This is a genomic window from Microbacterium sp. F2 (assembly GCF_052274505.1).
In the GTDB taxonomy this organism is placed as follows: domain Bacteria; phylum Actinomycetota; class Actinomycetes; order Actinomycetales; family Microbacteriaceae; genus Microbacterium.
Genome location: NZ_JBNVBV010000001.1, coordinates 397858 through 420082 on the forward strand (window position 1 = coordinate 397858; position 22225 = coordinate 420082).

Annotated in this window: 24 protein-coding genes, 1 tRNA gene and 1 other RNA gene; 16 read left to right on the plus strand and 10 right to left on the minus strand. The window is 67.1% G+C overall.

Annotated elements, in window-relative coordinates; genetic code table 11:
- Nucleotides 1-6 precede the first annotated feature (6 nt).
- Nucleotides 7-339 (plus strand): hypothetical protein, encoded by a 333-nt coding sequence (locus ACQVDU_RS01950; RefSeq protein ID WP_300591268.1) that lies wholly within the window; start codon nucleotides 7-9, stop codon nucleotides 337-339.
- A 62-nt stretch (nucleotides 340-401) separates the two neighbouring features.
- Complete coding sequence (gene smpB, locus ACQVDU_RS01955; RefSeq protein ID WP_300591267.1) at nucleotides 402-878, plus strand: SsrA-binding protein SmpB; 477 nt, start codon at nucleotides 402-404, stop codon at nucleotides 876-878.
- 10 nt (nucleotides 879-888) lie between these two features.
- Here the strand turns inward: smpB and ACQVDU_RS01960 are convergent, their stop codons facing one another.
- Entirely contained in the window at nucleotides 889-1554 is a 666-nt protein-coding gene (locus ACQVDU_RS01960) for an SIMPL domain-containing protein (protein WP_443476151.1), read from the minus strand.
- A 144-nt stretch (nucleotides 1555-1698) separates the two neighbouring features.
- On the opposite strand from ACQVDU_RS01960, the gene ssrA reads away from it, so the two are divergent.
- From ssrA to ACQVDU_RS01975, 3 genes are all read left to right on the plus strand, one after another.
- Nucleotides 1699-2069: a transfer-messenger RNA gene (gene ssrA / locus ACQVDU_RS01965) on the plus strand.
- 118 nt (nucleotides 2070-2187) lie between these two features.
- The gene (locus tag ACQVDU_RS01970) at nucleotides 2188-3030 is read left to right on the plus strand and encodes a sulfurtransferase (RefSeq protein WP_443476152.1); all 843 of its coding nucleotides are present in this window, start codon (nucleotides 2188-2190) and stop codon (nucleotides 3028-3030) included.
- Between the two features lie 60 nt (nucleotides 3031-3090).
- Nucleotides 3091-3432: a YciI family protein gene (locus ACQVDU_RS01975; protein ID WP_443476153.1), complete on the plus strand. Its 342-nt coding sequence runs from the start codon at nucleotides 3091-3093 to the stop codon at nucleotides 3430-3432.
- Between the two features lie 15 nt (nucleotides 3433-3447).
- Here the strand turns inward: ACQVDU_RS01975 and ACQVDU_RS01980 are convergent, their stop codons facing one another.
- Both ACQVDU_RS01980 and ACQVDU_RS01985 read right to left on the minus strand, forming a co-directional pair.
- A complete protein-coding gene (locus tag ACQVDU_RS01980; protein WP_443476154.1) occupies nucleotides 3448-4770 on the minus strand; it encodes a flavin monoamine oxidase family protein in 1323 nt (440 codons plus the stop codon).
- A gap of 42 nt (nucleotides 4771-4812) precedes the next feature.
- On the minus strand, nucleotides 4813-6507 hold the full coding sequence (locus ACQVDU_RS01985) for an ABC1 kinase family protein (RefSeq protein WP_443476155.1): 1695 nt from the start codon (nucleotides 6505-6507) through the stop codon (nucleotides 4813-4815).
- A 56-nt stretch (nucleotides 6508-6563) separates the two neighbouring features.
- Here ACQVDU_RS01985 and ACQVDU_RS01990 point away from each other — a divergent pair, with 56 nt between their 5' ends.
- On the plus strand, nucleotides 6564-7094 hold the full coding sequence (locus ACQVDU_RS01990) for a hypothetical protein (RefSeq protein ID WP_443476156.1): 531 nt from the start codon (nucleotides 6564-6566) through the stop codon (nucleotides 7092-7094).
- 1 nt (nucleotide 7095) lies between these two features.
- On the opposite strand, the gene ACQVDU_RS01995 is transcribed toward ACQVDU_RS01990, so the two are convergent.
- The 5 genes from ACQVDU_RS01995 to ACQVDU_RS02015 form a co-directional block, all read right to left on the minus strand.
- Complete coding sequence (locus tag ACQVDU_RS01995; protein WP_443476157.1) at nucleotides 7096-7677, minus strand: hypothetical protein; 582 nt, start codon at nucleotides 7675-7677, stop codon at nucleotides 7096-7098.
- Entirely contained in the window at nucleotides 7674-8024 is a 351-nt protein-coding gene (locus tag ACQVDU_RS02000; RefSeq protein WP_443476158.1) for a hypothetical protein, read from the minus strand. The genes ACQVDU_RS01995 and ACQVDU_RS02000 overlap by 4 nt, the downstream gene beginning before the upstream one ends.
- Complete coding sequence (locus ACQVDU_RS02005; RefSeq protein WP_443476159.1) at nucleotides 8021-9814, minus strand: TIGR03767 family metallophosphoesterase; 1794 nt, start codon at nucleotides 9812-9814, stop codon at nucleotides 8021-8023. Before ACQVDU_RS02005 ends, ACQVDU_RS02000 begins: the two co-directional genes overlap by 4 nt.
- Before the next feature lie 74 nt (nucleotides 9815-9888).
- Nucleotides 9889-10470, minus strand: a complete 582-nt coding sequence (locus ACQVDU_RS02010) for a hypothetical protein (RefSeq protein WP_443476160.1) — start codon at nucleotides 10468-10470, stop codon at nucleotides 9889-9891.
- Nucleotides 10467-11303, minus strand: a complete 837-nt coding sequence (locus tag ACQVDU_RS02015) for an inositol monophosphatase family protein (RefSeq protein WP_443476386.1) — start codon at nucleotides 11301-11303, stop codon at nucleotides 10467-10469. The genes ACQVDU_RS02010 and ACQVDU_RS02015 overlap by 4 nt, the downstream gene beginning before the upstream one ends.
- A gap of 109 nt (nucleotides 11304-11412) precedes the next feature.
- On the opposite strand from ACQVDU_RS02015, the gene ACQVDU_RS02020 reads away from it, so the two are divergent.
- Nucleotides 11413-11488 (plus strand) — tRNA-Lys (locus ACQVDU_RS02020).
- A gap of 229 nt (nucleotides 11489-11717) precedes the next feature.
- On the opposite strand, the gene ACQVDU_RS02025 is transcribed toward ACQVDU_RS02020, so the two are convergent.
- A complete protein-coding gene (locus tag ACQVDU_RS02025; protein WP_443476161.1) occupies nucleotides 11718-12959 on the minus strand; it encodes an MFS transporter in 1242 nt (413 codons plus the stop codon).
- Nucleotides 12956-13402, minus strand: a complete 447-nt coding sequence (locus ACQVDU_RS02030; RefSeq protein WP_292712187.1) for a MarR family winged helix-turn-helix transcriptional regulator — start codon at nucleotides 13400-13402, stop codon at nucleotides 12956-12958. The genes ACQVDU_RS02025 and ACQVDU_RS02030 overlap by 4 nt, the downstream gene beginning before the upstream one ends.
- A 179-nt stretch (nucleotides 13403-13581) precedes the next feature.
- Between ACQVDU_RS02030 and ACQVDU_RS02035 the strand changes: the two genes are divergently transcribed.
- From ACQVDU_RS02035 to ACQVDU_RS02075, 9 genes are read left to right on the plus strand one after another with little or no spacing between them, the layout of a single operon-like run.
- Nucleotides 13582-14784: a substrate-binding domain-containing protein gene (locus ACQVDU_RS02035; protein ID WP_292712286.1), complete on the plus strand. Its 1203-nt coding sequence runs from the start codon at nucleotides 13582-13584 to the stop codon at nucleotides 14782-14784.
- A 12-nt stretch (nucleotides 14785-14796) separates the two neighbouring features.
- Nucleotides 14797-15588, plus strand: coding sequence for an ABC transporter ATP-binding protein (locus tag ACQVDU_RS02040; RefSeq protein WP_292712189.1), 792 nt, complete (start codon nucleotides 14797-14799; stop codon nucleotides 15586-15588).
- Entirely contained in the window at nucleotides 15585-16328 is a 744-nt protein-coding gene (locus ACQVDU_RS02045; RefSeq protein WP_443476162.1) for an ABC transporter ATP-binding protein, read from the plus strand. The genes ACQVDU_RS02040 and ACQVDU_RS02045 overlap by 4 nt, the downstream gene beginning before the upstream one ends.
- On the plus strand, nucleotides 16325-17200 hold the full coding sequence (locus ACQVDU_RS02050; protein ID WP_292712193.1) for a branched-chain amino acid ABC transporter permease: 876 nt from the start codon (nucleotides 16325-16327) through the stop codon (nucleotides 17198-17200). Before ACQVDU_RS02045 ends, ACQVDU_RS02050 begins: the two co-directional genes overlap by 4 nt.
- Nucleotides 17197-18312, plus strand: a complete 1116-nt coding sequence (locus ACQVDU_RS02055; RefSeq protein WP_292712195.1) for a branched-chain amino acid ABC transporter permease — start codon at nucleotides 17197-17199, stop codon at nucleotides 18310-18312. The genes ACQVDU_RS02050 and ACQVDU_RS02055 overlap by 4 nt, the downstream gene beginning before the upstream one ends.
- Complete coding sequence (locus ACQVDU_RS02060) at nucleotides 18309-19877, plus strand: class I adenylate-forming enzyme family protein (protein ID WP_443476163.1); 1569 nt, start codon at nucleotides 18309-18311, stop codon at nucleotides 19875-19877. Before ACQVDU_RS02055 ends, ACQVDU_RS02060 begins: the two co-directional genes overlap by 4 nt.
- A complete protein-coding gene (locus tag ACQVDU_RS02065; RefSeq protein WP_292712199.1) occupies nucleotides 19861-20550 on the plus strand; it encodes a TetR/AcrR family transcriptional regulator in 690 nt (229 codons plus the stop codon). Before ACQVDU_RS02060 ends, ACQVDU_RS02065 begins: the two co-directional genes overlap by 17 nt.
- A complete protein-coding gene (locus ACQVDU_RS02070; protein WP_292712201.1) occupies nucleotides 20547-21299 on the plus strand; it encodes a 3-hydroxybutyrate dehydrogenase in 753 nt (250 codons plus the stop codon). Before ACQVDU_RS02065 ends, ACQVDU_RS02070 begins: the two co-directional genes overlap by 4 nt.
- Nucleotides 21296-22204 carry an alpha/beta fold hydrolase gene (locus tag ACQVDU_RS02075; RefSeq protein WP_292712203.1) on the plus strand — a complete coding sequence of 303 codons (909 nt, stop codon included), beginning with the start codon at nucleotides 21296-21298 and terminating at the stop codon, nucleotides 22202-22204. The genes ACQVDU_RS02070 and ACQVDU_RS02075 overlap by 4 nt, the downstream gene beginning before the upstream one ends.
- The last annotated feature ends 21 nt before the right edge of the window (nucleotides 22205-22225 follow it).

Sequence of the window (22225 nt, forward strand, 5' to 3'; positions counted from 1 at the left end):
ACAGCGATGGCGCAGGATCCGCGAGCACCACAGCCGGTGGGGTCCGCGCCGGCTTGGGGGATTGCGGGCATCATCCTCGGGCTCGGCCCTCTGCTGCTGTTCGCGGTGGCCGCTGCGGCAAGTCTCGGTGGCCCGCTGATCTCGGTAGCAGTGTTCGGGCTTCCGGTGCTCGCGACGACGGTGTTCGCCGTGCTTGTCATCCGTCGCCTCCTGCGAGCCCGGCAGATCGGCTGGGGTTACACGGTGGCTGCCGTGACGATCTTCGCCGGCGTTGTCGGCTACCTGCTGTGGTTCTTCCTCGCACTGTTGGCGATCCAGTTCGGCAACGGGCCGGCCTGACCCGCCGACTGCCGCGCAGCCAGCGCTTGGTACACTGGTGGGCTGCGTCGAAAGGAGGAGCCATGCCACGCGAACGCGGAGAGAAAGTCATCGCGACCAATCGTCGTGCGCGCCACGAGTACTCCATCGAGAAGACGTACGAGGCAGGCTTGGTGCTCACCGGCACCGAGGTGAAGTCGCTGCGCCAGGGACGTGCGAACCTGAGCGACGGATACGCCTACATCGATGGCGGTCAGGCGTTTCTGGATGCCGTGCATATCCCCGAGTACTCGCAGGGGCACTGGACCAATCACGCGGCCAAGCGGGTGCGCAAGCTTCTGCTGCACAAGGACGAGATCATCAAGCTCAGTCATGCCGTCTCGGCTGGCGGCTACACCCTCATCCCGATGAAGCTCTACTTCTCGGACGGGCGCGCCAAGGTCGAGATCGCGGTGGCCAAGGGTAAGGCCGAGTACGACAAGCGTCAGACGCTGCGCGAGCGCCAGGACAAGCGCGAGGCCGAACGCGCCATGCGCACCAAGAACCGCCTGGGGGAGTAGCCGGCGTCCGTCAGTGGGCGCTGAAGCGTGCCTCGACGGCCGAGCTGACCACGATCTCGGCGGGCTGTAGTTCCAGAGGGGCGCCCGCGTCCATCGAGCTTGCCGCCATCATCATTCGGGGAGACGGGCCGGGTGCTGCACCCGCGGCTCCGCCTCCGAGCAGGCCCACGTCGGCCACCTCGACGGCGGTGACTTCAGCGAGTCCGAGGGCCGCAGCGTAGGCGGTCGCGCGGGTCATCGCGATCCGGACCGCCTGGGCTGCGACATCCGCCTCGACAGCCGCGCGGGTCGCGTCGGTGAGCATCCACTGCACCCCATCGACCTGGATCGCGTCGAGCTCGGCGATCTCACCCAGCCATCCCGAGAGCGCGTCGAGGTTGGCGAACGTCGCCGACACGTCCAGCGACGCGTGGTGCACGAGCGGCAATTGCTTGCCCTCGGAGTTCCACGGGCGCTCGGAGCGGACGGCGAGCCGACCGGTGGACCACTCGCGGATCTCGCCCGCGTCCTGGCGGGCGGTAAGCGCGGCGCGAAGCATGCTCGCGGCATCCGTCGCTCTGCCCATGACGTCGGTGCGTTCCCCACCCTCGGTTCTGATCGTGAGCCGCGCCACGGCCTCTTCGGGGGCAACCCGGGTCTGGTGGTCGCCGCGGACGGTGATGATGACATCGCGCATGAGTGTGACTCTACGTCGTGCGACTGAGCGCCGGGAATGCGCAGGATGCAGCATCCGTTGTATCCTGTAATGCTCGGGTGCTTTCGCATCCTGAACCTTCGAAACTCCACAGTGTGACAGCGGCCCTTCGCAAGAAGGACTCACGGGGATGATCGGTTTCGACATCGTCTGCGAATTCGCGAGAAGCGGGCCGAGGATGCGGGGTTATCTCGTAAACGCCCCCTGCAAAAAATAACTGCCAATAAGAAGCAGTCTGACTTCGCCCTCGCTGCCTGAGCAGCGAGCCCGAGTCCGTTAGTCCGTAGGCGATCCCGCTACGGTTCCTAGCGTCATCTAAGGGATCTTGCTGCGTGACGGCGTCTGGACGTCACGCGGGACTTCTCCCAGGCTGGGCTTGTCGACTTAGGTGTCTGTGACAAAGGTCGGAGCCGAGCAGAACGCTTTCACAGAATGCGCCCGGAGAAGGCGCGATGACCCAGCGATGGACGGGGGTTCGATTCCCCCCATCTCCACCACGGCACCATCATCGGATGCCGAAGCCGCTGTCACACTGTCGGAGGGAGCCTCCTGGACCGCGCGATTTGGGCCGATCCGGGAGTCTCTTCGTTTTCCCCCGCGTGCGAGGATGCTGATATGCCCGGCTCTCCGCTCATCTCGGCCCACGAACTTCACGATCTGCTCGAGGCGGGGGCCGGCATCCGTCTTCTCGACGTTCGCTATCGCCTCGACAAGCCGGACGGCCGCGACGACTACCGCGCGGGGCACCTCCCCGGTGCCGTGTACGTCGACATGGACACAGAACTTGCGACGCACGGTGCGCCGTCTGAGGGTCGGCACCCGCTCCCGTCGCGAGAGACGCTGCAGGATGCTGCCCGCCGCTGGGGTCTGCACGCGGGCGAGTCGGTGGTCGTCTACGATGACTTCCGCTCGGTCTCGGCGGCACGCGCGTGGTGGCTGCTTCGCGGCGCCGATGTCGCCGACATCCGGGTCCTCGACGGCGGCCTGTCGGCGTGGCGGGCGGCAGGATTCCCGCTCGAGACGGGTGAGGTGTCGCCCGAACCAGGATCGATCGTGTTCAACGGTGTCGATGCGGGCATCTCGATTGACGAGGCTGCAGCCTGGCCGCAGCACGGGGTGCTGCTCGACGCGCGTGCACCCGAGCGTTACCGCGGAGAGGTCGAGCCGCTTGATCCTGTTGCCGGGCACATCCCCGGCGCGCTGAACCTGCCCGCCGATGCGGTGCTCGAGGGAGCGAACTTCGCGTCGCCCGCGGTGATTCGCGCAGCGTTCGAGAGTGTCGGGGTGAACGACCTCACCCCGGTCGCTGCCTATTGCGGCTCGGGCCTGACCGCCGCGCACACGGCGCTTGCCGGGGCGGCTGCCGGTGTGGAGGTCGTCGTCTATCCCGGCTCATGGAGCCAGTGGTCAAACACGGCCGGTCGCCCCATTGCGACAGGTGCCGAGCCGGGAGCCTGAGGCGCACGCACGGCAGCGAAGGGGCTCGATCGCGATCACACCCGGTGTCACACTGCCCCTATGGCGAAGTTCATGATCTCGTTCCCAAGCTCCGCTATGGTGGTGCCTGACGACGAGTGGGAAGCCGTGGGGGAAGCTGCGCATGCGGTGATTCGCGACGCGAAGGCGGCAGGAGTGTACGTCTTTGGCGGTGGTATCAATGAGAGCGTCGCGCCCGTGACCGTCGACGGCGAGGGCGTGGTGACCGAGAGCACGTATCCGAGCACCGGTGACATGTTCGGCGGATACACGATCATCGAGGTGCCGACGGCCGCCGAGGCGTACGAGTGGGCCGCGAAGATCGCGGTCGCATGCCGCTGCCCGCAGGAAGTGCGCGAGTTCCAGTACGACCCGGAGTCCTAGGGCCCCGCGGGTACGTCAGCGCCAGAGCGTCTCGATCGCGATATCGTGACCCGCAATCCGCTCGGCTGCGCGGTGGCCCGAGAACATTGCCGCCGGAACCGTTGCTGGATCGTCGGTCCAGGTCGCCTCGCCCGCCAGGTGCAGCACGCCGCCGATCGGCGTTGCGAGGTCGTCGTGGTCGGCGGTGGTCGAACCGAGCGTCATGTAGGCGTACGATCCGCGCGCGAACGGATCGTCGTGCCAGGACGTGATCGCGACGCTGGTGGGCTCGACGACGCGATCGCCATACAGCCGGCGAAGCTGCGTCAAGATGTCGGCGACGATGCGCTCGGCATCCCACCCGGCGACCTCGCGCGCCGTGGGGCCGGCTGCGAAGGTCAGCAGCGTCGGCGTCCCGTGGAGCGCGGTCAGGTCGTACCAGGAGTGCCAGGCCCGGCTCTCCGGGCCCTGCTGGCGGATGGCGTACACACCCTCGTCCCAGAACTTCGTCGGGAAGCGAAGGAACACCTTCTCGAACGCGTTCATCGTCAGGCGTGACAGTGCGCCCGCGACGGGCTCGGGAAGCGGGGGGCTGATGACGAACTCGTCCGACCGCAAGACCCCCACAGGAACCGTGACCACAGCGGAGTCGCCGCCGAACAAGCCGTTCGACGTCGACACCACGACCCCGTCATCCGACCAGTCGACGCTCGTGACAACGTGTTCGAGACGGATGTCGAGCCCGTCGGCCAGCCGCGTCGCGAGCACGTCGTAGCCGTCCGGGAAGACGACCTCGTCGCCCTCGATCGCGTCGTCGTCGAGGCCGTGGGCTGCGAGATCCTCGATCCAGGCGCCGTACTGCTCCTCGGCCCGGTGCTCCAGGTATTCCCGCACCCGCTGGGTCCGCTCGGCATCCCAGCCTTGGTCGTTGAGTGCTTGCTCGGTGACGTCGCGGTACGAGGCGTCGGGCGCGGATGCCGCAATCACCGCGAGCAACGCCGCGTCGACTGTGTGTACGTCGTCCGCGAAGGCGCGGGCCTCAGCATCCGAGAGTCGCACGCCGTCCGGGCCGTAGTAGGCAATCGGTCGGCTGTCGGGCTGGTAACCGCCGACGGTGAACTCCACCGTGCGCATCCCGAACGCCTCGGCCGCAGCGGCGACGGGGCTGTCGGTGACGCCGTGGATCCAGGAGGCGCCGAGATCAGTCACCTCACCATCTGTGCGATCGGTCTGCACGCGACCGCCGACGCGGTCCCTCGCCTCAAGGATGACGACGTTGCGGCCAGAGGCAGCGAGCAATCGTGCGGCGGTGAGCCCCGCAATCCCGGCGCCGATGACGACGGTGTCAAAGCGTTCCATGCCCTGATTCTGCACTGTTCGGGTGCTCACGGGCAGCAGGTGTCAGGGGCGGCGTCCGAGCAGAGCGTCCACGGTCGCCGTGACGAAGGAGGCCGCGGCCCCGAGCGCCAGCGCGACACCGGCGGCAACGGGGGAGAGCGATCCCCCCTCGAACGGCGGAAGCACGAACATCACGAACGACGCGACGGTCAGCATCCCGCCGAGGATCACGGTCGACACGCGACGGATGACGCCCGTGACGACTCGGCGATCGCGATCGTCGGCGAAGAGGCGGATCTTGACGGTGAGTTTGCCGTCGGCAAGATCACCGACGATGGTCTCGATCCGATCGGGAAGCCGCCGGAAGCGCGGGAAGGCGCCGAGCGCAGAGCGGCCGATCGCTCCGGCGAGCGCCCGCGGCCGCAACTGCGACAGAATGAGCGCCTGCGCGGCATCCCGGGACTCGCCGATGACATCCATCGTCGGTGCCGCGGTTCGGAGCGTCCCCTCAAGGATCGCGAAAGCGCGGCCGGCTGCGACCAGGTCGGGGGGAAGCGCGGTGCCGTAGCGCGTGAACAGGTCGCTGGCGTTGTCGATCGTATGCAAGGTGACCCGGGACCCGCTGCCGAGATCGTGGGTGACGAACTCCGCCAGCGCACGCCGGAACGCCGGCTCATCGGCGGGGTTGGCCAGCGGCATGATCGCCAGCGCGGCATCCGCAACGCGTCGGGTGTCGCCCTGCAGGAACGCGATTGCAAGGTCTTGCACTGTCTGGCGCAGATCCCGGTCGAGACGCCCGACCGAACCGAAGTCGATGAGGCTCGGCGTGCCGTCGGGGTCGATGATGACGTTTCCCGGATGCAGGTCGGCGTGAAATACCCCGTCGATCACGAGCTGGCGCAAGAAGCTGCGCAGAACCGTGCGCAGGGCATCCTCGATCTCGTCCGTGTGCCCCTCACGCCGCAGCGCCGTGATCGTCTCGCCCTCGACGAACTCCATCGTGAGGACACGGTCGGTGGAGAGATCGGGGAAGAACCGCGGGATGCGGACCTCATCACGAGCCGACCGAGCCGACTGGGCGAGACTCTCGAGGTTGCTTGCCTCACGCGCGAAGTCGGCCTGGTTGCGCAGATCCTGCGCGTACTGCTTCGCGATATCGAGCGCACCGAACTGGCGGGCCTGCTTGATGCGACGCGTCGCCCAGCCGGCCAGCCGCAGCATGATGTCGATATCGCAGTCCAGCAGGGCACGGATGCCGGGACGCTGCACCTTCACAGCCACGACGGTGCCGTCATCCAGCGTCGCGCGGTGGACCTGGGCGATGGATGCCGCAGCCAGCGGCTCCACATCGAAGGTCGCGAAGCGCCTGCGACGCTCGCCGAGTTCGCGCTCGAGGAGTTCTTCAATTTGCGCGGCCGGAGCGGGGTTGACTTCCTTCTGCAGGCGCGAGAGCTCGCGAACCCATTCGGTCGGCAGGATGTCGTCGCGGGTGGACAGGAGCTGCCCGGCCTTGATGAAGCCGCCACCTGCTTCTTCGAGCGCTTCGCGCAGGCCCCGTGCCTGGCGCGCGCGAAGACCGGCAGTCGCCGGGTCGTAGCTGAAGTCGAGCTTGCGGAAGGGGAGGAGGCCGTGGCGCCGAGCGAGCCCCCAGATCTGCCGGAACCGGGCACGACGCTGTCGCCAGGTCAGGGGCTTCTCACCCGCTGCCGCAGCGGCGAGGTCGGAAAACCGAGGTGGCGCAAACAGCGACGAGCTCACGGTTCGATTCTTCCGTGTCTTGCGGTGCCCCGGGTCATCCGGGTTACGGTGGGGCGATGACTCACGTGGATGCCGACACCCAGGCATCCGTCACCGGAAGCTCGGTGCTACCCGGTGTCGAAATCGTCGCTGCCATCCGTCGCGTTGCGACGGTGACGGCCCTCGCGCTCCTCGCTTACGTGACCTTCACGCGAGGCAGCGCAGGAACGTGCGTGGGCGGAGTCGGTGCGGACGGTGGCTACATCGACGCGAACGGCGATCCGACCGACACGGTGCCGCAGTGCCTCTCGCTGACGCTCGAACCGAGCCCGGTCGTGATCATCGCCGCCGTCCTCACCTTCATCGTCGCGCTCACTCTCGTGATTCGACGAGCACAGACGGTTCCGGCGGCGCTGCGGATCCTTGACCGCGCGACCATTGTGATCCTCGCTATCACGGCGGTGTCGCTGGTCGTTTCGCTCGCCTGGTTCGGACTTCTCCCCATTCGCGACTGGAGCCCGGACGGCCCGTGGGAGTTCGTCTTCCCCTTCCCGTTCGGGTCGGTCGATCTCTCGATCACGCCGATGCAGGCATCCGTTAGGGGCTAAATCACGCGCGGTCGCGGCGCGGCGTGGCGAACCACGTTGCAATGATGAACGCGCCGACCAGGCCGAAGACCAGCCACGTCAGCGCTGCACCGACCCAGCCGGTGACGAAGAAGCCGAACATGAGCGCTGCGAACCACAGCAGCGCCGCAAGGGCCACCGTCATGAGCGTGAGCAGGATGCCGCGCAACGGTGCACGTGCGAACAAGCCGAAGCCCCAGGCGGTGCGCTGCGGAACCCCGAAGACGGCGGGCAGCATGATGCCAGCGACCGCGACTGCGGGAATCACGAGCCATGCGGCGACCAGAGCGCTCGCCGAGACGGCAACCGTGAGCAGCAGCACCGCAAGCCATTCGCCCCAGCTCGGCCACCGCCCGCCGCCGCCGAGCGCCGACCGGAACCCCGCGGCAACCAGCGCAATGCTCGCCACGACACCGGCAAGCGAAGCGAGCGCGAGCAGCACGAAGACGACGGATGCCGCGGGCGTGGCGAACGGCACCACGAGCAGCGCCTGCACCGCGGTGTTCAGTAGGGTCACTGGCACCCATACCCGCCAGGTTCGTCCGAGCAGCATCCAGGTGCTCATAGGTCACCTCGCACCGCGTCATCCAGGATGTCCCAGTACTTGCCGCTGTAGACGGTCTCGTCGCCCACGGTAACCACGACCGTGTCGGTCGCATCGGCGGGAGAGGTGACGGTGATTGCCTGGCCGTCCGCGGTCTCACCCGTGCACGACACCGCCTCACCGTCCTGCTCACACACCGGCGCGACCAGCACGTCGATATTTTTCGCGAGCAGGATGTCGATCGCGGCGTACCGGATCTCGGTCATGTGGTTGCCGCCGACGGGAGCCAGCGCCTCGACCTGCGAGCATCCCGCCACCGCCACCATGCTCGCCGCGAGCACGGATGCCGTGATCAATCGCCGCTTCACAGTCCACGCTCCGTCTCATACGCCAGGATCCGAGCGTTCTCGCCTAGATGCTGCTTCTCGAGCGCGGCATCCGTGATTCGTGACAGATCGAACGGGGCCTTCAGCAGCAGCTCGGTGTTGCGATCCAGCGGCGATCCGCGGCGCATCATCGGGCTTTCTGCCCAGTCATTCGCGGCGAACTCGCGCGAGCGTGAGGCGAGGTCGGCGACGCTGCCGCTGGAACCGGGAACAGCGGGGGAGGCGTGATCGAGCACCGTGGTGAACAGCGACAGGGTGCCGTCGCGGTTGTCGACGATCTCGACCACCTGGTGCTGTTGCGGGAAGTCGATGCACGAGGCCGTGGTGATCTCCCAGAAGCCGCGCTCGCCGTCGCTGTGGGCGAGGATCTGGTTCAGGTGGGTGTGGCCGTTGAGCCACGCGATCGCGACGGGATACTTCAGCACCATCGCGATGAACTCCTCGGCGCCGTAGAGCTTCTGTGTGTCGTCGAAGCGCTGCGCCTTGTTCTCGAGCGTGAGGCTGTTGTGGTGACTGAAGATGAGCGCGAGCTTGTTCTCGGCCTGTGCCTGCTGCAGCTGCGCCTCGAGCCAGCGGAACTGGACCTCGGGCACACCGCCGTCGGGTCCGGCGACCTGGTTGCAGGTGTCGAGGCCGAAGCCGCGCACGTGAGGCGAGAGGTCGGCAGACCACCAGGTCTCGCCGGATTCGAGGTTGTGCTGGGTGAAGCCGTGCCCCACGGGACCGGGAGAAAGCTCCGTCCTGAAGTGCTCAGCCATGAACTCGCGCTGCTCGAAGAGGTAGCGCTCGGCGCTCGCGGGCACCCCTTTGAAGCCGGGCCGACCCCACGCGAGGCTCAGAGCATCCGCCGCTTGCTGAAGGATGCCGGTGCTCGCCGCCCATCCCGCCAGCGCCGACCCCGCCGTCCCCTCCAGGGTGTAGGACTTCTGTCCGCCCACAGCCAGGGCGTGCATGCTGGGGCTCATGTCGAACGTGCCTAGCAGCAGCGTGTCGTGGTTGCCGTACACCGCGTACCAGGGGGCGGGAAGCCCTGGTGAGGCCACCGGTGCCGCGAGGGATTGGGCGAGCAAACGAGGAAGCTGCGGGAAGCCGTAGTCCCCGAACGCGCCGCCCGCGGGATCGCCGGGACGGTAGGCCCACACGGCTTCCGCCCAGGCCTGCACCCCCTGGTAGGAGGGACCGGCGTAGGCGGGATCCACGCTCAGTCCATCCATGAGATCGATGTACCACCGCAGCTCCATGTGAGAGTGCATGTCGGCGGAGTCGCCCGTGACGATCGCCGCACTCATGGGCGCGCCCGTGAGGGGGCTGTACCGGGCATCCGAGAACGCCTGGACCATCGCTGCTGTCGCGTGCGGGCTCAGGGGGTCTTGCGGGTGAAAGGCCGAGCCCCACGCCGAGTGGTCTTGCATGATCATCGGTTCGATGCGCCCGGGGGACTGTGCGTCGATGACGTGCAGGTCGGAGAGGTGCCCGAGGTACAGCAGCGAGCGTCGTGCCGTCGTGCGCGCGCCCGCGGGCGCGGCACGCAGGATGTCGAGACGAGGGATGTACGGCTCGCCCGGCCCGGTCACGAGTCCCCGGTAGGACCCCTGGATGACGCTGCCCTGCAGGATCGTCTGCTGCAGGGTCGTCGGGATGCCGGCAGCGGTCTGTGCGGTGGTCTGCGCGCGCGCCGCAAGACCGCGTCCGAGCACGTCGACGTTCAGTCCGGTGGCGGCAGCGAGCGCTGCAACGCCGGTAAGGAAGTGGCGGCGGGACAGTCCGGGCATCGATGCCGTCCGTTCGGGTCAGGCGACAGTGCTCTGACTTTATCGGAACGGCGCGCGCCTCAACCGGAGCGAACTCACGCGTCGGGTCGTTCGATCAGCACGAGGCCTTGCTTGGTCAGTGCCACAGTCACCCATCCGTCGCCGAACAGGTAGGTCATGCCGTACCCGTCCTCATCGACCGCGACGGCGTATTGCGGGTCTGTCGTGATGTAGGTGCCTTGGGCGCCGTCCTCGCGCAGCCAGCCTTGACCGATGAGTTCGGTCTGCAGGCGCGTTGCCTCGCTGCTGGCGATCGGTGCCCACCCGAAGAGCAGCAGGTTGTCGGTCGCGGGCCCGTCGAAGTCCGCCCACGTGCACTGCAGGCCTCCCTCGACGACCGTCGCGCCGACGAGGAAGTCATCGGCGCGTGAGGTCCACCCGTAGCTGGTGAGTTCGTCGACGAGCGAGGAGGAGATGAGGGTGTCGCACGTCGGTGCTGATGCCTCCGCGGTCGCGCTGGGGGAGGCATCTGGGGTCTCGATCGGCCCTGCGGGCGGGGCGGATTCGGTGGTTGCCGACGTGGGCTCCGGAGTGGGGGTTGTCGAGCACGCAGCAAGGACCAGTGCCGCCAGCAGGATCGGTGCCAGCAGCGCCGCGCGCGGTGCTCGGGTGATCATGACGCCGCCTCGTCGCCACGCAGCAGGTCGATAAAGGCGTCGTGCAGGATGCCGTTCGTGGCGATCCCGGATCGATCACTCAGCGTGTGGGTTCCGTCGACAGCCGTGAACCGGCCGCCGGCCTCTTGCAGGATCGGGACGTAGGGAGCGATGTCGTACTCCTTCACACCGAACTCGGCGACCATCTCGAGGCGGCCCTCGGCCAGCAGCATGTAAGGCCAGGCGTCGCCGTATCCGCGATCACGCCATACGGCGCGGGTCAGGCGGATGAGGTCATCGACGCGGCCTACCTCGTCCCACTGCCCGATGCTCTGAAAGCTGACACTCGCCCGGTCAAGGGCGTCGACGTCGGAGACCTGCAGCCGAGTCGCCTCGCCCGATGGCGTCGCCGTCCACGCGCCGAGTCCGGTGGCGCCCCACCAGCGGCGCCCGATCGCGGGCTGGCTCACGACGCCGACGCGGGGAACGCCGTCGATCGCGAGGGCGATGAGAGTCGCCCACATGGGGATGCCCTTGAGGTAGTTGGCTGTCCCGTCGATCGGATCGATGATCCATTGCCGCGCCGCATCGCCCGACGACCCGAATTCCTCGCCGAAGATCCCGTCTGAGGGGCGTTCGGCCTCGAGGATGTCGCGGATGGCCCGCTCGGTGGCAAGGTCGGCCTCCGTCACGTGCGTGGCATCAGGCTTGACACGGATGTCGAGATCAGCCGCGTCGAACCGGGCCATCGACACGGCATCAGCGGCATCCGCGAGTCGCAGTGCGAGGTCGAGCTCTGCCGAAAGATCGCCGTTGAACGGTGCGTCGAAGCTGTTCATCGCGGGGAGGGACATCACAGGATCAAGGATAGGCGGCCGCGCCTCCCGCGATTTCTCGGTGACGTAATCGTGATGCTAGAGTTGACCCTCGGTTCGCCGTGCAATCTGCCCGTCGCAAACCTCCGCACCTCTAGCTCAATCGGCAGAGCAACTGACTCTTAATCAGTGGGTTCAGGGTTCAAGTCCCTGGGGGTGCACCACCTTGTCATCGCTCTCGCGTGTTGCTTCCGCGATGCCTGCGCCGCTGCATCCGACCCCCTCGCGTGAGAGTGCTCTCACATAGCGTTCGCATAGCGCGCGCCAAGGGTAGGTTCGTTACCAGAGCAACACCTTCGCGGTATTCGGGTAACCGCGAAGAGGGCGGCCCGGGTGAGAGTTTTCTCCCCGGGCCGCATTTCTGTCTGCGGGCGGACCTAACCGCAGGATGCCTCAGCCGGCGTCTCCGATGAGCACTGCCGCACCTTCCTCCTGCGCGTCGGCGACGTGACGGTCGATGCGGGCAAGGGTGCTACGGCCGAGCAGGATGATCAGACCCGACAGCAGCACGGCGACGGCGGCGACGAAGTACGGAAGGCTCGCCGAGAACGCGTGCCACAGCAGGGCGGCCAGCGGGGGAGCGGCGGCGCCGCCGAGGAAGCGGACAGCAGAGTACGCCGACGACGCGACGGCCCGCGGGTGGTCCGTTGCTTCCATGACCGACTCGGTCAGCACGGTGTTCATGACGCCGAGTAGAAGCCCGCCGACGACGATGCAGGTGACCAGAGCCGCCGCCGACTCGACCAGCAGCCCGGCGACCAGCAGGTCGACGGCAAGCAGTGCCAGCACGGTCTGCATGATCGCTGTGCGAGGCATCCGTCGCGCGAGCGCAGGCGCGACCCAGACGCTCGTGATCGCGAGTGCAACGCCCCAGCCAAAGAAGGTCAGCCCGATCCCCATTGCGCCGAAGCCGAGCGGGAACGGCGAGAAGGCCAGCAGGATGAAGAACCCGATGTTGTAGAACAGCGCGGCGGCAGCAAGCACGGCAAGGGCGGGGGTGCGCAGCGCCCGTATCGGTGCCGACAGGGGGATGGGGGTTCGCCGTTCACCGGTCCCGCGAACGAGCACGGCGACCGCGATGAAGGCGATCGCCATGAGCACCACCACCCCGAAGAACGGCCCGCGCCAGCTGACCTCGCCGAGAAGACCACCGAGGAGCGGCCCGATCGCGATTCCGAGGCCCAGCGCCGCTTCGTAGAGGACGATCGCCGCGCCGCTGCCACCTGCGGCCGCCCCGACGATCGTCGCCAAAGCAGTGGAGATGAACAGGGCGTTGCCGAGTCCCCAGCCAGCGCGGAAGCCGATGATCGCGTCGACGCTGCCGGACAGCGCCGACAGCAGAGAGAAGACCACGATGAGCCCGAGTCCCATCATGAGGGTGGCCTTGGTGCTGATCCGGCTCGAGACCCAACTGGTCACGAGCATCGCAAGCCCCGTGACCAGCAGATAGCTGGTGAACAACAGCTCGGTCTCCACGGGTGTCGCGTCGAGCGAGGCGGCGATCGCCGGGAGGATCGGGTCGACCAAGCCGATTCCCATGAACGCGACGACACAGGCGAACGCAACGGCCCACACCTGTGCCGGCTGGCGCCAGACCGACGCGGCGGATGTCGGGGCGTGGGTGGATGCGGTCACTGGTTCCGTCCTGATGTGTTGAGGGGGACCTCGATCGTGCGTTCGCGCAGCAGCTGAGCAGTGCGCTCGAGCGCGGCACGGTCGTCTTCGGTGAGATCGGCGAACAGGGGTGCGAGTGTCTCGCTCAGCTGTGCCCGCCAGCGCGCAAGGGCTCCTCGCCCATCCGCGGTGATGCGCACCACGGTCGCGCGTGAGTCGTCGGGGTCAGGGGAGCGGGTCACGAGCGCCTCATCCGCCATCTGGCCGATCAAGCGCGTCATCCCGGGCTGCGTCGTTCGGGCGGCCGAAGCCAGTTCGCCGATCCGAAGCGCGCCCTCCCGCTCCAGAGTGGCAAGAGCCCGCCACTGCGCCGCGGGGGTGTCGTTTCCGGTGCGGTGTGCCGCGATGCGACCCAGTGAGTAGGCCGCGCTGATGATCGTCTCGATGGGGCCGGGGTCTGTCACGGTCTCGACTATATACCTCAGATATATAACGCAGGTATGTAAATGCGATCGGTCGCGAATGGGTAACGGATGCCGACATCCCGCTGCCACGACTTGCCCCGCGCCACTCCGTGACCTACTGTAGGTGCCACCTGAATCAGCTTTCAGGTATGCCCCTTCCAACGGTGAAAGGCACGCACATGCGGGTTACGAAGAAGTTGCTCCTGGGCACGGTGGTCGCCACCAGCGCCCTTGTTATGGCGGCCTGTGCGCCGCAGGCCGACGGCGGCGACGCCGGTGGCAGCGAGACGGCGGGACCCTCCGAGGTCACTGTCGGCATCGTCTCGAGCGAAAGCGGTCCACTTGCCGGCTACGGCGAGCAGTACCTGTGCGGTTTCCGCGCCGGGATGTCGTACGCGACCGACGGGACGAACGAGATCAACGGCACGACGATCAACGTCGAATACCGTGACGACGCCGGCGATCCCGACAAGGCTGTGACCGCCGTGAAAGAACTCATCGGTGACGGCGTCAACATCATCGCTGGCACGGCATCATCGGGTGTGGCGCTGGCGGTTGCGGAGCAGGCCGAACAGAACAAGGTTCTCTACATTTCCGGTCCTGCGGCGGCCGACGGGATCACCGGCATCAATGACTACACGTTCCGCTCGGGTCGCCAGAGCTCGCAGGATGTTGCGACGGCAGGCACCTTCCTCGACGACATCGAAGGCAAGACGGTGACCGTCTTCGCACAGGACACCGCGTTCGGTCAGGGCAACGTCGCCGCGGTCGAGTCGATCCTCGGTGGCCAGGGTGCGACGGTCAACTCGGTGCTCGTTGCCGAGGACGTCACGGAGTTCACACCGTTCGCGCAGCAGGTGCTCGCAGGCAACCCCGACCTCGTCTTCGTCGCATGGGCAGGTGCCACCTCGGGCGCGATGTGGCAGGCGATGAGCCAGCAGGGTGTGCTCGACGCGATTCCGGTGGTCACCGGCCTCGGCGACTCCGCGACGTTCGGCGCGTACGGTGAGGCTTCGGAAAAGATCAACTTCCTGAACTACTACTTCCCCGGCGCCCCCGACAACGCCGTCAACACCGAGATGATCAGCCTGCTCGAAGAGGACGGCTGCACGCCCGATCTCTTCAGCCCCGACGGCTTCAACGCGGCGCTCATGATCGTTCACGCGATCGACGAGGGCCAGGGTGATGTCGATGCGATGATCGCGGCCCTCGAGGGCTACTCCTTCGACGGTCCGAAGGGCACCCTGACTGTGCGCGCGGGTGACCACGCGCTGCTGCAGGAGATGTACCAGGTCAAGCTCGTCGCCGACGGTGGCAGCTTCGTTCCCGAGCTGATCGACACGGTGTCTGCCGACGCGGTAGCCCCCGCCGAAGCGCAGTAAGGCCGAGAACCAATGAGCACTCCGGTTCCGTCCGCGCCCGCGCAGCATCCGGCTCCCTCTGCCCTGCGGGTGGAGAAGCTGGGTCTGCAGATCGGCGGCGCGACAATTCTGAAGGATGTCGACCTCGATGTGGCCCCGGGTTCCCTGGTAGGCGTCATCGGGCCGAACGGTGCGGGCAAAACCACGCTGTTCAACGTCGTCTCCGGCATCATGACCCCCACAGCAGGTCGGGTTCTGATGAACGGTGAAGACATCACGAGGATGTCTGTGCCCGCCCGGGCGCGGGCGGGGCTGGGGCGCACCTTCCAAACCTCGAGCCTGTTTCCCAAGCTCAGCGTGCTCGAGAACGTGAGGCTCGCCGCCCAGGTGGCTGTCGGGCACGACTACTCGCTCTTCCACTTTCCGGCGAGCAAGGATGCCGCAACCCGGCGCGCCTTGCAGAACCTCGAGGAAGTGGGCCTGACACACAAGCTCCTGACGCCAGCGGGAGACATCTCGCACGGTGACAAGCGCAAGCTCGAGATCGCGGTACTCCTGGCGATGGATTCGAAGATCGTGCTGCTCGATGAGCCGATGGCCGGTGTGGCATCCGGCGATGTCGCGGGCCTTGTCGACAACATCCGCGAGCTGCAAGAGAGAACCGGATGCACGGTCCTGATGGTCGAACACCACATCGACGTGCTGATGGGTCTCGTTGAGAAGGTTGCCGTGATGTACTTCGGCTCGATCATTGCGTTCGACTCACCCGCCGAGATCATGGCCAACCCGCTCGTGCAGAGCGCCTACCTCGGGAACGCCGCATGAGCGCCATCCTCGAAGTCAGTGACCTGCGCTGCTCGATCGCGGGGCAACCTGTCGTCGAGAGCGTGACCTTCTCGGTTCCGGCGACCGGCATCACGGCAGTCCTCGGCCGCAATGGCGTCGGGAAGACCTCGACGCTGCGCGGCATCCTGGGTCTCATCCATCGCCGGGGCGAGGTGCGGCTCGCGGGCGAGCGGATCGACGGACTTGCCACCCACCGGATCGTCCAGCGCGGCGTCGGGTACGTTCCAGAAGACCGCGAGGTGTTCGCCAAACTCACGGTCGCCGAGAATCTTGCGCTGGCCGAAAGGCAGCGCAATCCGCGCCGCGAGTTCGTCGCCGAGCTCTTTCCCGACCTCGTGAACCGTCGCGACCAGATGGCCGGCACGCTCTCGGGCGGACAGCAGCAGATGGTCTCGGTTGCCCGAGCGCTCATGAACGACAACAAACTGCTGCTGGTCGATGAGCCGACGAAGGGCCTTGCCCCCAAGATCGTGACCGAGGTGGCTGACGCCCTCGAAGAGGCTGCCAAGACGGTGCCGATCCTGCTGGTCGAACAGAACCTCGAGGTCGTGAAGCGCCTCGCGCACGATGCGATCGTCATCGACAGCGGCCGCGTCGTCCACGTCGGACCCGCCCGCGAGATCCTCGACGACGAGGACCTCACCCAGCGCTTGCTCGGTGTCCACGCCGAGCGGCAGGCGGATGCCGGAACCGCACCATCCTCGGAGGCGCACTCGTGAGCACCATCATCCTGACGCTCGTGACCGGTGTCGGTCTCGGCGCCCTCTACTTCCTCGTCGCCTCGGGGCTGAGCCTCATCTATGGCCTCATGCACGTCCTCAACTTCGCGCACGGTGCGTTCCTGACCCTCAGCGCCTTCCTCGGATGGATGGTCGCGCAGGCGCTCGGGACCGAGTCCTGGTGGTCGTTCCTGGTCTCAATCCTGGTCGGCGCCGCCGTCGGTGCCGTTTTCGCGACTCTCACCGAACTCGTCCTGATCCGCCCCCTCTACGAGCGACACATCGAGCAAGTGCTCGTCACGGTAGGACTCTCCTTTGCTGCCGTCGCCCTGTTCGAAGGGGTGTGGGGCACTGACGCCATTCCGATCTCGGGGCCGCCGTGGCTCAAAGAAACGACCGAGATCCTCGGTGCACGCATCCCCAACGTGTACTGGATCCTGATGCTCGCCGCCGGACTCGTTCTGGCAGCACTGGTGCTGTTCCTCAAGAAGACGCGGTACGGCATGATCATCCGCGCCGGCGTCGAGAACCGCTCGATGGTGACGGCTCTCGGGATCGACGTTAGGCGCTCGTTCACCCTCGTCTTCGCGATCGGTGGGGCAGCTGCCGGCATCGGCGGCGTGCTGGCGATGCACTACTCGACCTTCGTCTCGGCGCACCTCGGATCGACGCTGCTGATCTTCGCGTTCATCGTCACGGTCGTCGGCGGCCTCGGGTCGCTGACTGGGGCGGCGGTGGCATCCGTGCTGGTTGCCGTGCTGCAGCAGTTCGCGAACTTCTACCTCGGCGGCACCGGAGACTTCATCGTCGTCATCCTGCTGGCGGTCGTGCTGCTCGTACGACCCTCTGGACTTCTCGGGAGGAAGGCATGAGCATCCGTCGATACTGGCCGGCCCTCGTCGGCGTCGGGCTCGTGATCTTCATGGCGGTTCTGCCGCTGCTGAACATCTCGATTCCCGGCATCCTTCCGACCCCCACCTACCAGCCCGGCACCCTCGCGCTGCTCTCGCTGTGCATGGTGTTCGCCTCGCTCGCACTGTCGTACAACCTGCTGCTGGGGACCTCCGGGATGCTGTCTTTCGGGCACGCCCTCTACTTCGGCGCCGGTGCCTATGGCCTCGGCATCGCGCTCGAGCACTTCGGGGTACCCCTGTTCCCCGGCGTGTTCGTGGCCCTGATCGGAGGAATGATCATCGCCTTCGTCACGGGCGCGGTCGCCATGCGCGTCTCGGGAATCCCCTTCGCGATGGTCACGCTCGCGTTCGCGCAGGCCGGCTCCGTGCTCGTGCGCCGCAACTCCGCGATCACGGGCGGTGAGGAGGGGCTGAGCCTGAACACCGAGCAGGTTCCCGACTTCCTCGTCGGCGTGATCAACACGCGCAACCTGTATTGGTTCGCCCTAGCGGTTTTGGTGATCGTGTACCTCGTGACGCTCTGGGTCGATACCTCTCGCCTCGGTCACCTCGCCCGGGCCACCCGCGAGAACGAGCAGCGCGTTCGGGTCCTGGGCCTGCGGCCCTACCGGGTGCGACTCATCGTCTTCGTGATCGCCGCGGTGCTCGCGAGCCTGGCCGGGGTCGCCTACATGCTGCTGCAGTCGGGAACAGTTCCGCGCTCCGTCTCTGCCGATCTCACCATCACGGTGCTCGTCATGGTCGTGCTCGGTGGCGTCGGATTCCGGTGGGGTGCGATCGTCGGGGGAGTGCTGTACACCCTGCTCGATCAGCGGCTCACAGTGCTCGCCGGCTCTGAAGCCATCGCGTCGCTGCCCGACTTCCTGCGCATCCCCCTATCGGAGCCGCTGTTCCTGCTCGGGGCGCTGTTCATCATCGTCGTCATGTTCCTGCCCGGCGGCATCGCCGGCACGATCGACGGCTGGTGGCGTCGTCGTCACGGCGAACGCCACGTGCGCGATAGTCTGCGGAGCATCGACGACGCGGAGGCAGATGCCGACGCGGTCGGTGCCTCGGAGGTTCGAGCGTGAGCAACGACGTACAAGACGAGTCGCACACGATCGGCCGGTGGCTGATCGAGCGCGCCGCGCATACACCGCATCGTGTTGCAATCGATGATCGCGGGGTGACGATCACCTATGGCGAGCTGGCCGACCGGGCGCGGGAGCTCGCCGGGAGCCTCGCCGCTGCGGGCTTCGGCCCGGGATCACGCATTGCGACCCTTGCAGGCAACTCCATCGACCATGTCGTGCTCTTCTTCGGATGCGCACTGGTCGGTGTCGCGTTCGTTCCGCTGTCGTGGCGCCAGAGCACGCGCGAGCTCGTCGACACGCTCGGGCGCAGCGACCCGCAGCTGCTGGTGGTGGATGACGAGTTCGCGGCATCCGCAGCCGAGGCCATCCGCGAACTTGCCGAGCCGCCGCTGCTTGTCGCGCTGGGCACCGCAGGGATCGAGCGGGAGGTGCCACCGGCGCGGGATCCTCGGCAGGCCCGGCCGGTGCGTGACGACGACCCGCTGCTGATCGTGTTCACCTCGGGGAGCGAAGCCGCGCCCAAGGGCGTCATCCTCACCCACGCCAACTGCTTTTGGAACAACCTGGCCCTGGGTCGCGCGCTGCCGCTGGGGGAGGGGGATGTCGTCCTCACCGTCCTGCCGCAGTTCCACGTCGCCGCCTGGAACTGTCAGCCGCTCCTCGCATGGTGGGGTGGGGCGACCGTCGTGCTCGAGCGCTCGTTCGATACCGAGCGGGTGCTGCAGCTGATCCGAGATCGGCGGGTCACCGCGATGATGGGCGTACCGACGCAGTACGCGATGCTCGCCGAGTCTCGCGGCTGGGAAGCCAGCGACCTCTCGTCGATTCGCCTCGCGCTCGTGGGTGGGGCGACACTTCCGGGCGCGGTTCGGGACGCGTGGCAGGCGCGCGGCATTGAGCTGGTCCAGGGCTACGGCCTCACCGAGGCCGGCCCCAATGTGCTGCACTGCCCGACCGGTGTCGCCGACGGCCACGAGGGAGCGGTAGGGCGGCCCTACCCGCACGTCAGCGTTCAGGTCGTCGACCCCGACACGCTCCTTCCACTCCGGGGCGATGCGACCGGCGAGCTCTGGGTGCGAGGGCCGAGCGTTTTCGCGGGCTACCTGGGTGACCCGGATGCCACGGCCCGGGCCATGCACGGAGACTGGTTGCGCACCGGCGATCTCGTCCACCGCGACCGCGACGGCGTGTTCACCGTCGTCGATCGGCTCAAAGACATCTTCATCTCCGGCGGCGAGAACGTCGCCCCCGCCGAGGTCGAGCACGCGCTGTGTCTGCATCCCCTCGTCACCGGCGTGGCCGTTGTCGGCGTCGCCGACCCGGTGTGGGGCGAACGGGGCGTCGCCTTCGTTACGCTTCGAACGGGCGCGCTCGTCTCCCAGGACGAGATCTTTGCTCACGCGCGGCGCACCCTCGCCGCCTTCAAAGTTCCCATCGCTGTCGAGATCGTCGACCGGTTGCCTCGGTCGTCGATCGACAAGCTGGCCAGGTCGCGCCTCCGCGAGCGTGCCAGTGCGATCGTGGCATCGGCTCAGGAGGTGTCGCATGAGCGTTTCCGTTGAAGATGAGGATGTCACGCCGGTCTCGTCGGCCACGGGTCGGCCCCTGACCAAGCGGGGTGAGGCCACGCGGCGCCGGCTACTCGAGGCTGCCGAGACGGTATTCGCCGATCAGGGGTATCACGAGGCATCCATCGTCAAGATCACCGAGCGCGCCGGCATCGGCCTCGGAACGTTCTACCTCTACTTCGACAGCAAGCAGGCGATCTTCGAAGCGCTCGTGATCGATCTGAACCGGCGGGTTCGGCACTCGATGTCGGAAGCGATGGCTGGAGCGTCGAGCCGGCTCGAAGCCGAACGCGCGGGCTTTGCCGGGTTCTTCCGTTTCACGGCCGCGCATCCCGCGCTGTACCGGGTTGTGCGCGAGGCGGAGTTCGTCTCACCCGAAACACTGCGACTGCACTACACCCGCATCGTCGAGGGGTACGAAGCGGGGCTCCGTGCCGCCCAGGGGAGCGGGGATGTCGACCCCGCGCTCGATCCCGAGGTCACAGCATGGGCACTCATGGGCATGGGAGAGCTGATCGGCATGCGGTTCCTGCTCTGGGAGCGGGATGCCGAGGGTCGCCCGCCCGCCGAGCTTGACCCCGCCGTGATGGCGTCGATGTCAACCCTTATCGACAACGCGCTCGCGCCCCGGACGGGCGGGCCGACAAGCACGAAGGAGTCCCGATGACCGAGAAGGACCTTGCGGGGCGACGGGCCCTGGTCACCGGCGGCGCGAGTGGCATCGGCTTTGCGTGCGCGACCGAGTTCGCCTCCCGGGGTGCAACTGTCGTCGTTGCCGACCTCAACGCGGATGCCGCTCACGCAGCTGCCGAACAGATCGGCGGCGAAGCCTGGGTCGTCGACCTCTCTGACACCGAAGCGCTCGATGACCTGAGCCTCGAGGTCGACATCCTGGTCAACAATGCCGGCATCCAGCGCGTGAGCCCCATCGCCGAGTTCGACCCGGGAACGTATCGAATGATGATGCGGCTGATGCTCGAATCGCCGTTCCTGCTGGTGCGCGCCGCCCTCCCGCACATGTACGCGAACGGTTGGGGCCGGATCATCAACATCTCCAGCGCGCACGGGCTGCGCGCGAGTCCCTTCAAGGTCGCGTACGTGTCGGCCAAGCACGGCCTGGAGGGACTCTCGAAGGTGACGGCGCTCGAGGGCGGGCCGCACGGCGTCACCAGCAACTGCATCAACCCGGCTTACGTGCGAACACCGCTCGTCGAGAAGCAGATCGCCGATCAGGCCAAGGTGCACGGGATTCCCGAAGACGAGGTCGTCGAGAAGATCATGCTCACCGAGACCGCCGTGAAGCGCCTCGTGGAGTCGGACGAAGTCGCATCCCTGGCGGGATGGCTCGCCTCCGACAAAGCCGGTATGGTCACTGGCGCTTCATACACGATGGACGGCGGGTGGACCGCACGATGAGCGCGCACACCTATCGCACTGTCGACGTCGCCGTCCCCGGGGGTGACCTTCACGTCGGTGTCTGGGACCCGGTGGCTCCGCAGACCGCGCAGGTGCTCCTCGTCCACGGGGTCACCTCATCGCACCTGGCTTGGCCGTTCGTCGTCGAAGAGCTCCCCGGGATTCGTGCCATCGCCCCCGACCTTCGCGGGCGCGGACGCAGCAATGAGGTCGCGGGACCTGCGGGTCTCGCGGCCCACGCCGACGACCTGGCGGCTGTGCTCGACGATCTCGGAATCGAGAGCATCCCGGTCGTCGGGCACTCGATGGGCGCCTTCGTGTCGGTCGTTTTCGCGCACCGGCATCCGTCTCGCGTCGAGAGCCTGTTGCTCATCGACGGAGGGCTGCCCCTCGACGTTCCCGCGGGTATGGACGCCGATGCCGTCGCCGACTACGTGCTGGGACCGACCGCGGCGCGACTGTCGATGCGGTTTGGATCGATCGATGACTATCTCGAGTTCTGGCGCCCACACCCCGCCTTCGCGCACGCCTGGTCTCCCGAGCTCGAGAGCTACTTCGCCTACGACCTCGTCGAGGACGGATCGGGAATGCTGCGACCGGCGACGAGCTACGCGACGATGGTCGATGACACTGTCGACATGAACACGGGATCCGCACTCCCGGAGGCACTCGCCGACCTGCAGCATCCGGCTGCCCTCATCACGGTGCCGCGCGGACTGCAGAACGAGGAGCCCGGGCTCTACGCACCGGAGTACCTCGAGGGTGTTCTCGCGGCGTATCCGAGCATCAAGCACACGCGGCTCGATGACCTCAACCACTACACGATCGTGATGAGTGAGCCGGGTGCGGCTGTCGTCGGTGAAGCGGTCCGGGCGCTCGTTGCGCACGAGCATCCCGTGGGGTGACGGGGTCACCGTTCGCCCGAA

Bases quoted from the DNA above. Each gene is read 5' to 3' on its own strand.
- ACQVDU_RS01950 (WP_300591268.1), top strand. From the start codon at position 7: ATGGCGCAGGATCCGCGAGCACCACAGCCGGTGGGGTCCGCGCCGGCT.
- smpB (WP_300591267.1), top strand. From the start codon at position 402: ATGCCACGCGAACGCGGAGAGAAAGTCATCGCGACCAATCGTCGTGCG.
- ACQVDU_RS01960 (WP_443476151.1), bottom strand. From the start codon at position 1,554: ATGCGCGATGTCATCATCACCGTCCGCGGCGACCACCAGACCCGGGTT.
- ACQVDU_RS01970 (WP_443476152.1), top strand. From the start codon at position 2,188: ATGCCCGGCTCTCCGCTCATCTCGGCCCACGAACTTCACGATCTGCTC.
- ACQVDU_RS01975 (WP_443476153.1), top strand. From the start codon at position 3,091: ATGGCGAAGTTCATGATCTCGTTCCCAAGCTCCGCTATGGTGGTGCCT.
- ACQVDU_RS01980 (WP_443476154.1), bottom strand. From the start codon at position 4,770: ATGGAACGCTTTGACACCGTCGTCATCGGCGCCGGGATTGCGGGGCTC.
- ACQVDU_RS01990 (WP_443476156.1), top strand. From the start codon at position 6,564: ATGACTCACGTGGATGCCGACACCCAGGCATCCGTCACCGGAAGCTCG.
- ACQVDU_RS01995 (WP_443476157.1), bottom strand. From the start codon at position 7,677: ATGAGCACCTGGATGCTGCTCGGACGAACCTGGCGGGTATGGGTGCCA.
- ACQVDU_RS02005 (WP_443476159.1), bottom strand. From the start codon at position 9,814: ATGCCCGGACTGTCCCGCCGCCACTTCCTTACCGGCGTTGCAGCGCTC.
- ACQVDU_RS02010 (WP_443476160.1), bottom strand. From the start codon at position 10,470: ATGATCACCCGAGCACCGCGCGCGGCGCTGCTGGCACCGATCCTGCTG.
- ACQVDU_RS02015 (WP_443476386.1), bottom strand. From the start codon at position 11,303: ATGTCCCTCCCCGCGATGAACAGCTTCGACGCACCGTTCAACGGCGAT.
- ACQVDU_RS02035 (WP_292712286.1), top strand. From the start codon at position 13,582: ATGCGGGTTACGAAGAAGTTGCTCCTGGGCACGGTGGTCGCCACCAGC.
- ACQVDU_RS02040 (WP_292712189.1), top strand. From the start codon at position 14,797: ATGAGCACTCCGGTTCCGTCCGCGCCCGCGCAGCATCCGGCTCCCTCT.
- ACQVDU_RS02045 (WP_443476162.1), top strand. From the start codon at position 15,585: ATGAGCGCCATCCTCGAAGTCAGTGACCTGCGCTGCTCGATCGCGGGG.
- ACQVDU_RS02055 (WP_292712195.1), top strand. From the start codon at position 17,197: ATGAGCATCCGTCGATACTGGCCGGCCCTCGTCGGCGTCGGGCTCGTG.
- ACQVDU_RS02065 (WP_292712199.1), top strand. From the start codon at position 19,861: ATGAGCGTTTCCGTTGAAGATGAGGATGTCACGCCGGTCTCGTCGGCC.
- ACQVDU_RS02070 (WP_292712201.1), top strand. From the start codon at position 20,547: ATGACCGAGAAGGACCTTGCGGGGCGACGGGCCCTGGTCACCGGCGGC.
- ACQVDU_RS02075 (WP_292712203.1), top strand. From the start codon at position 21,296: ATGAGCGCGCACACCTATCGCACTGTCGACGTCGCCGTCCCCGGGGGT.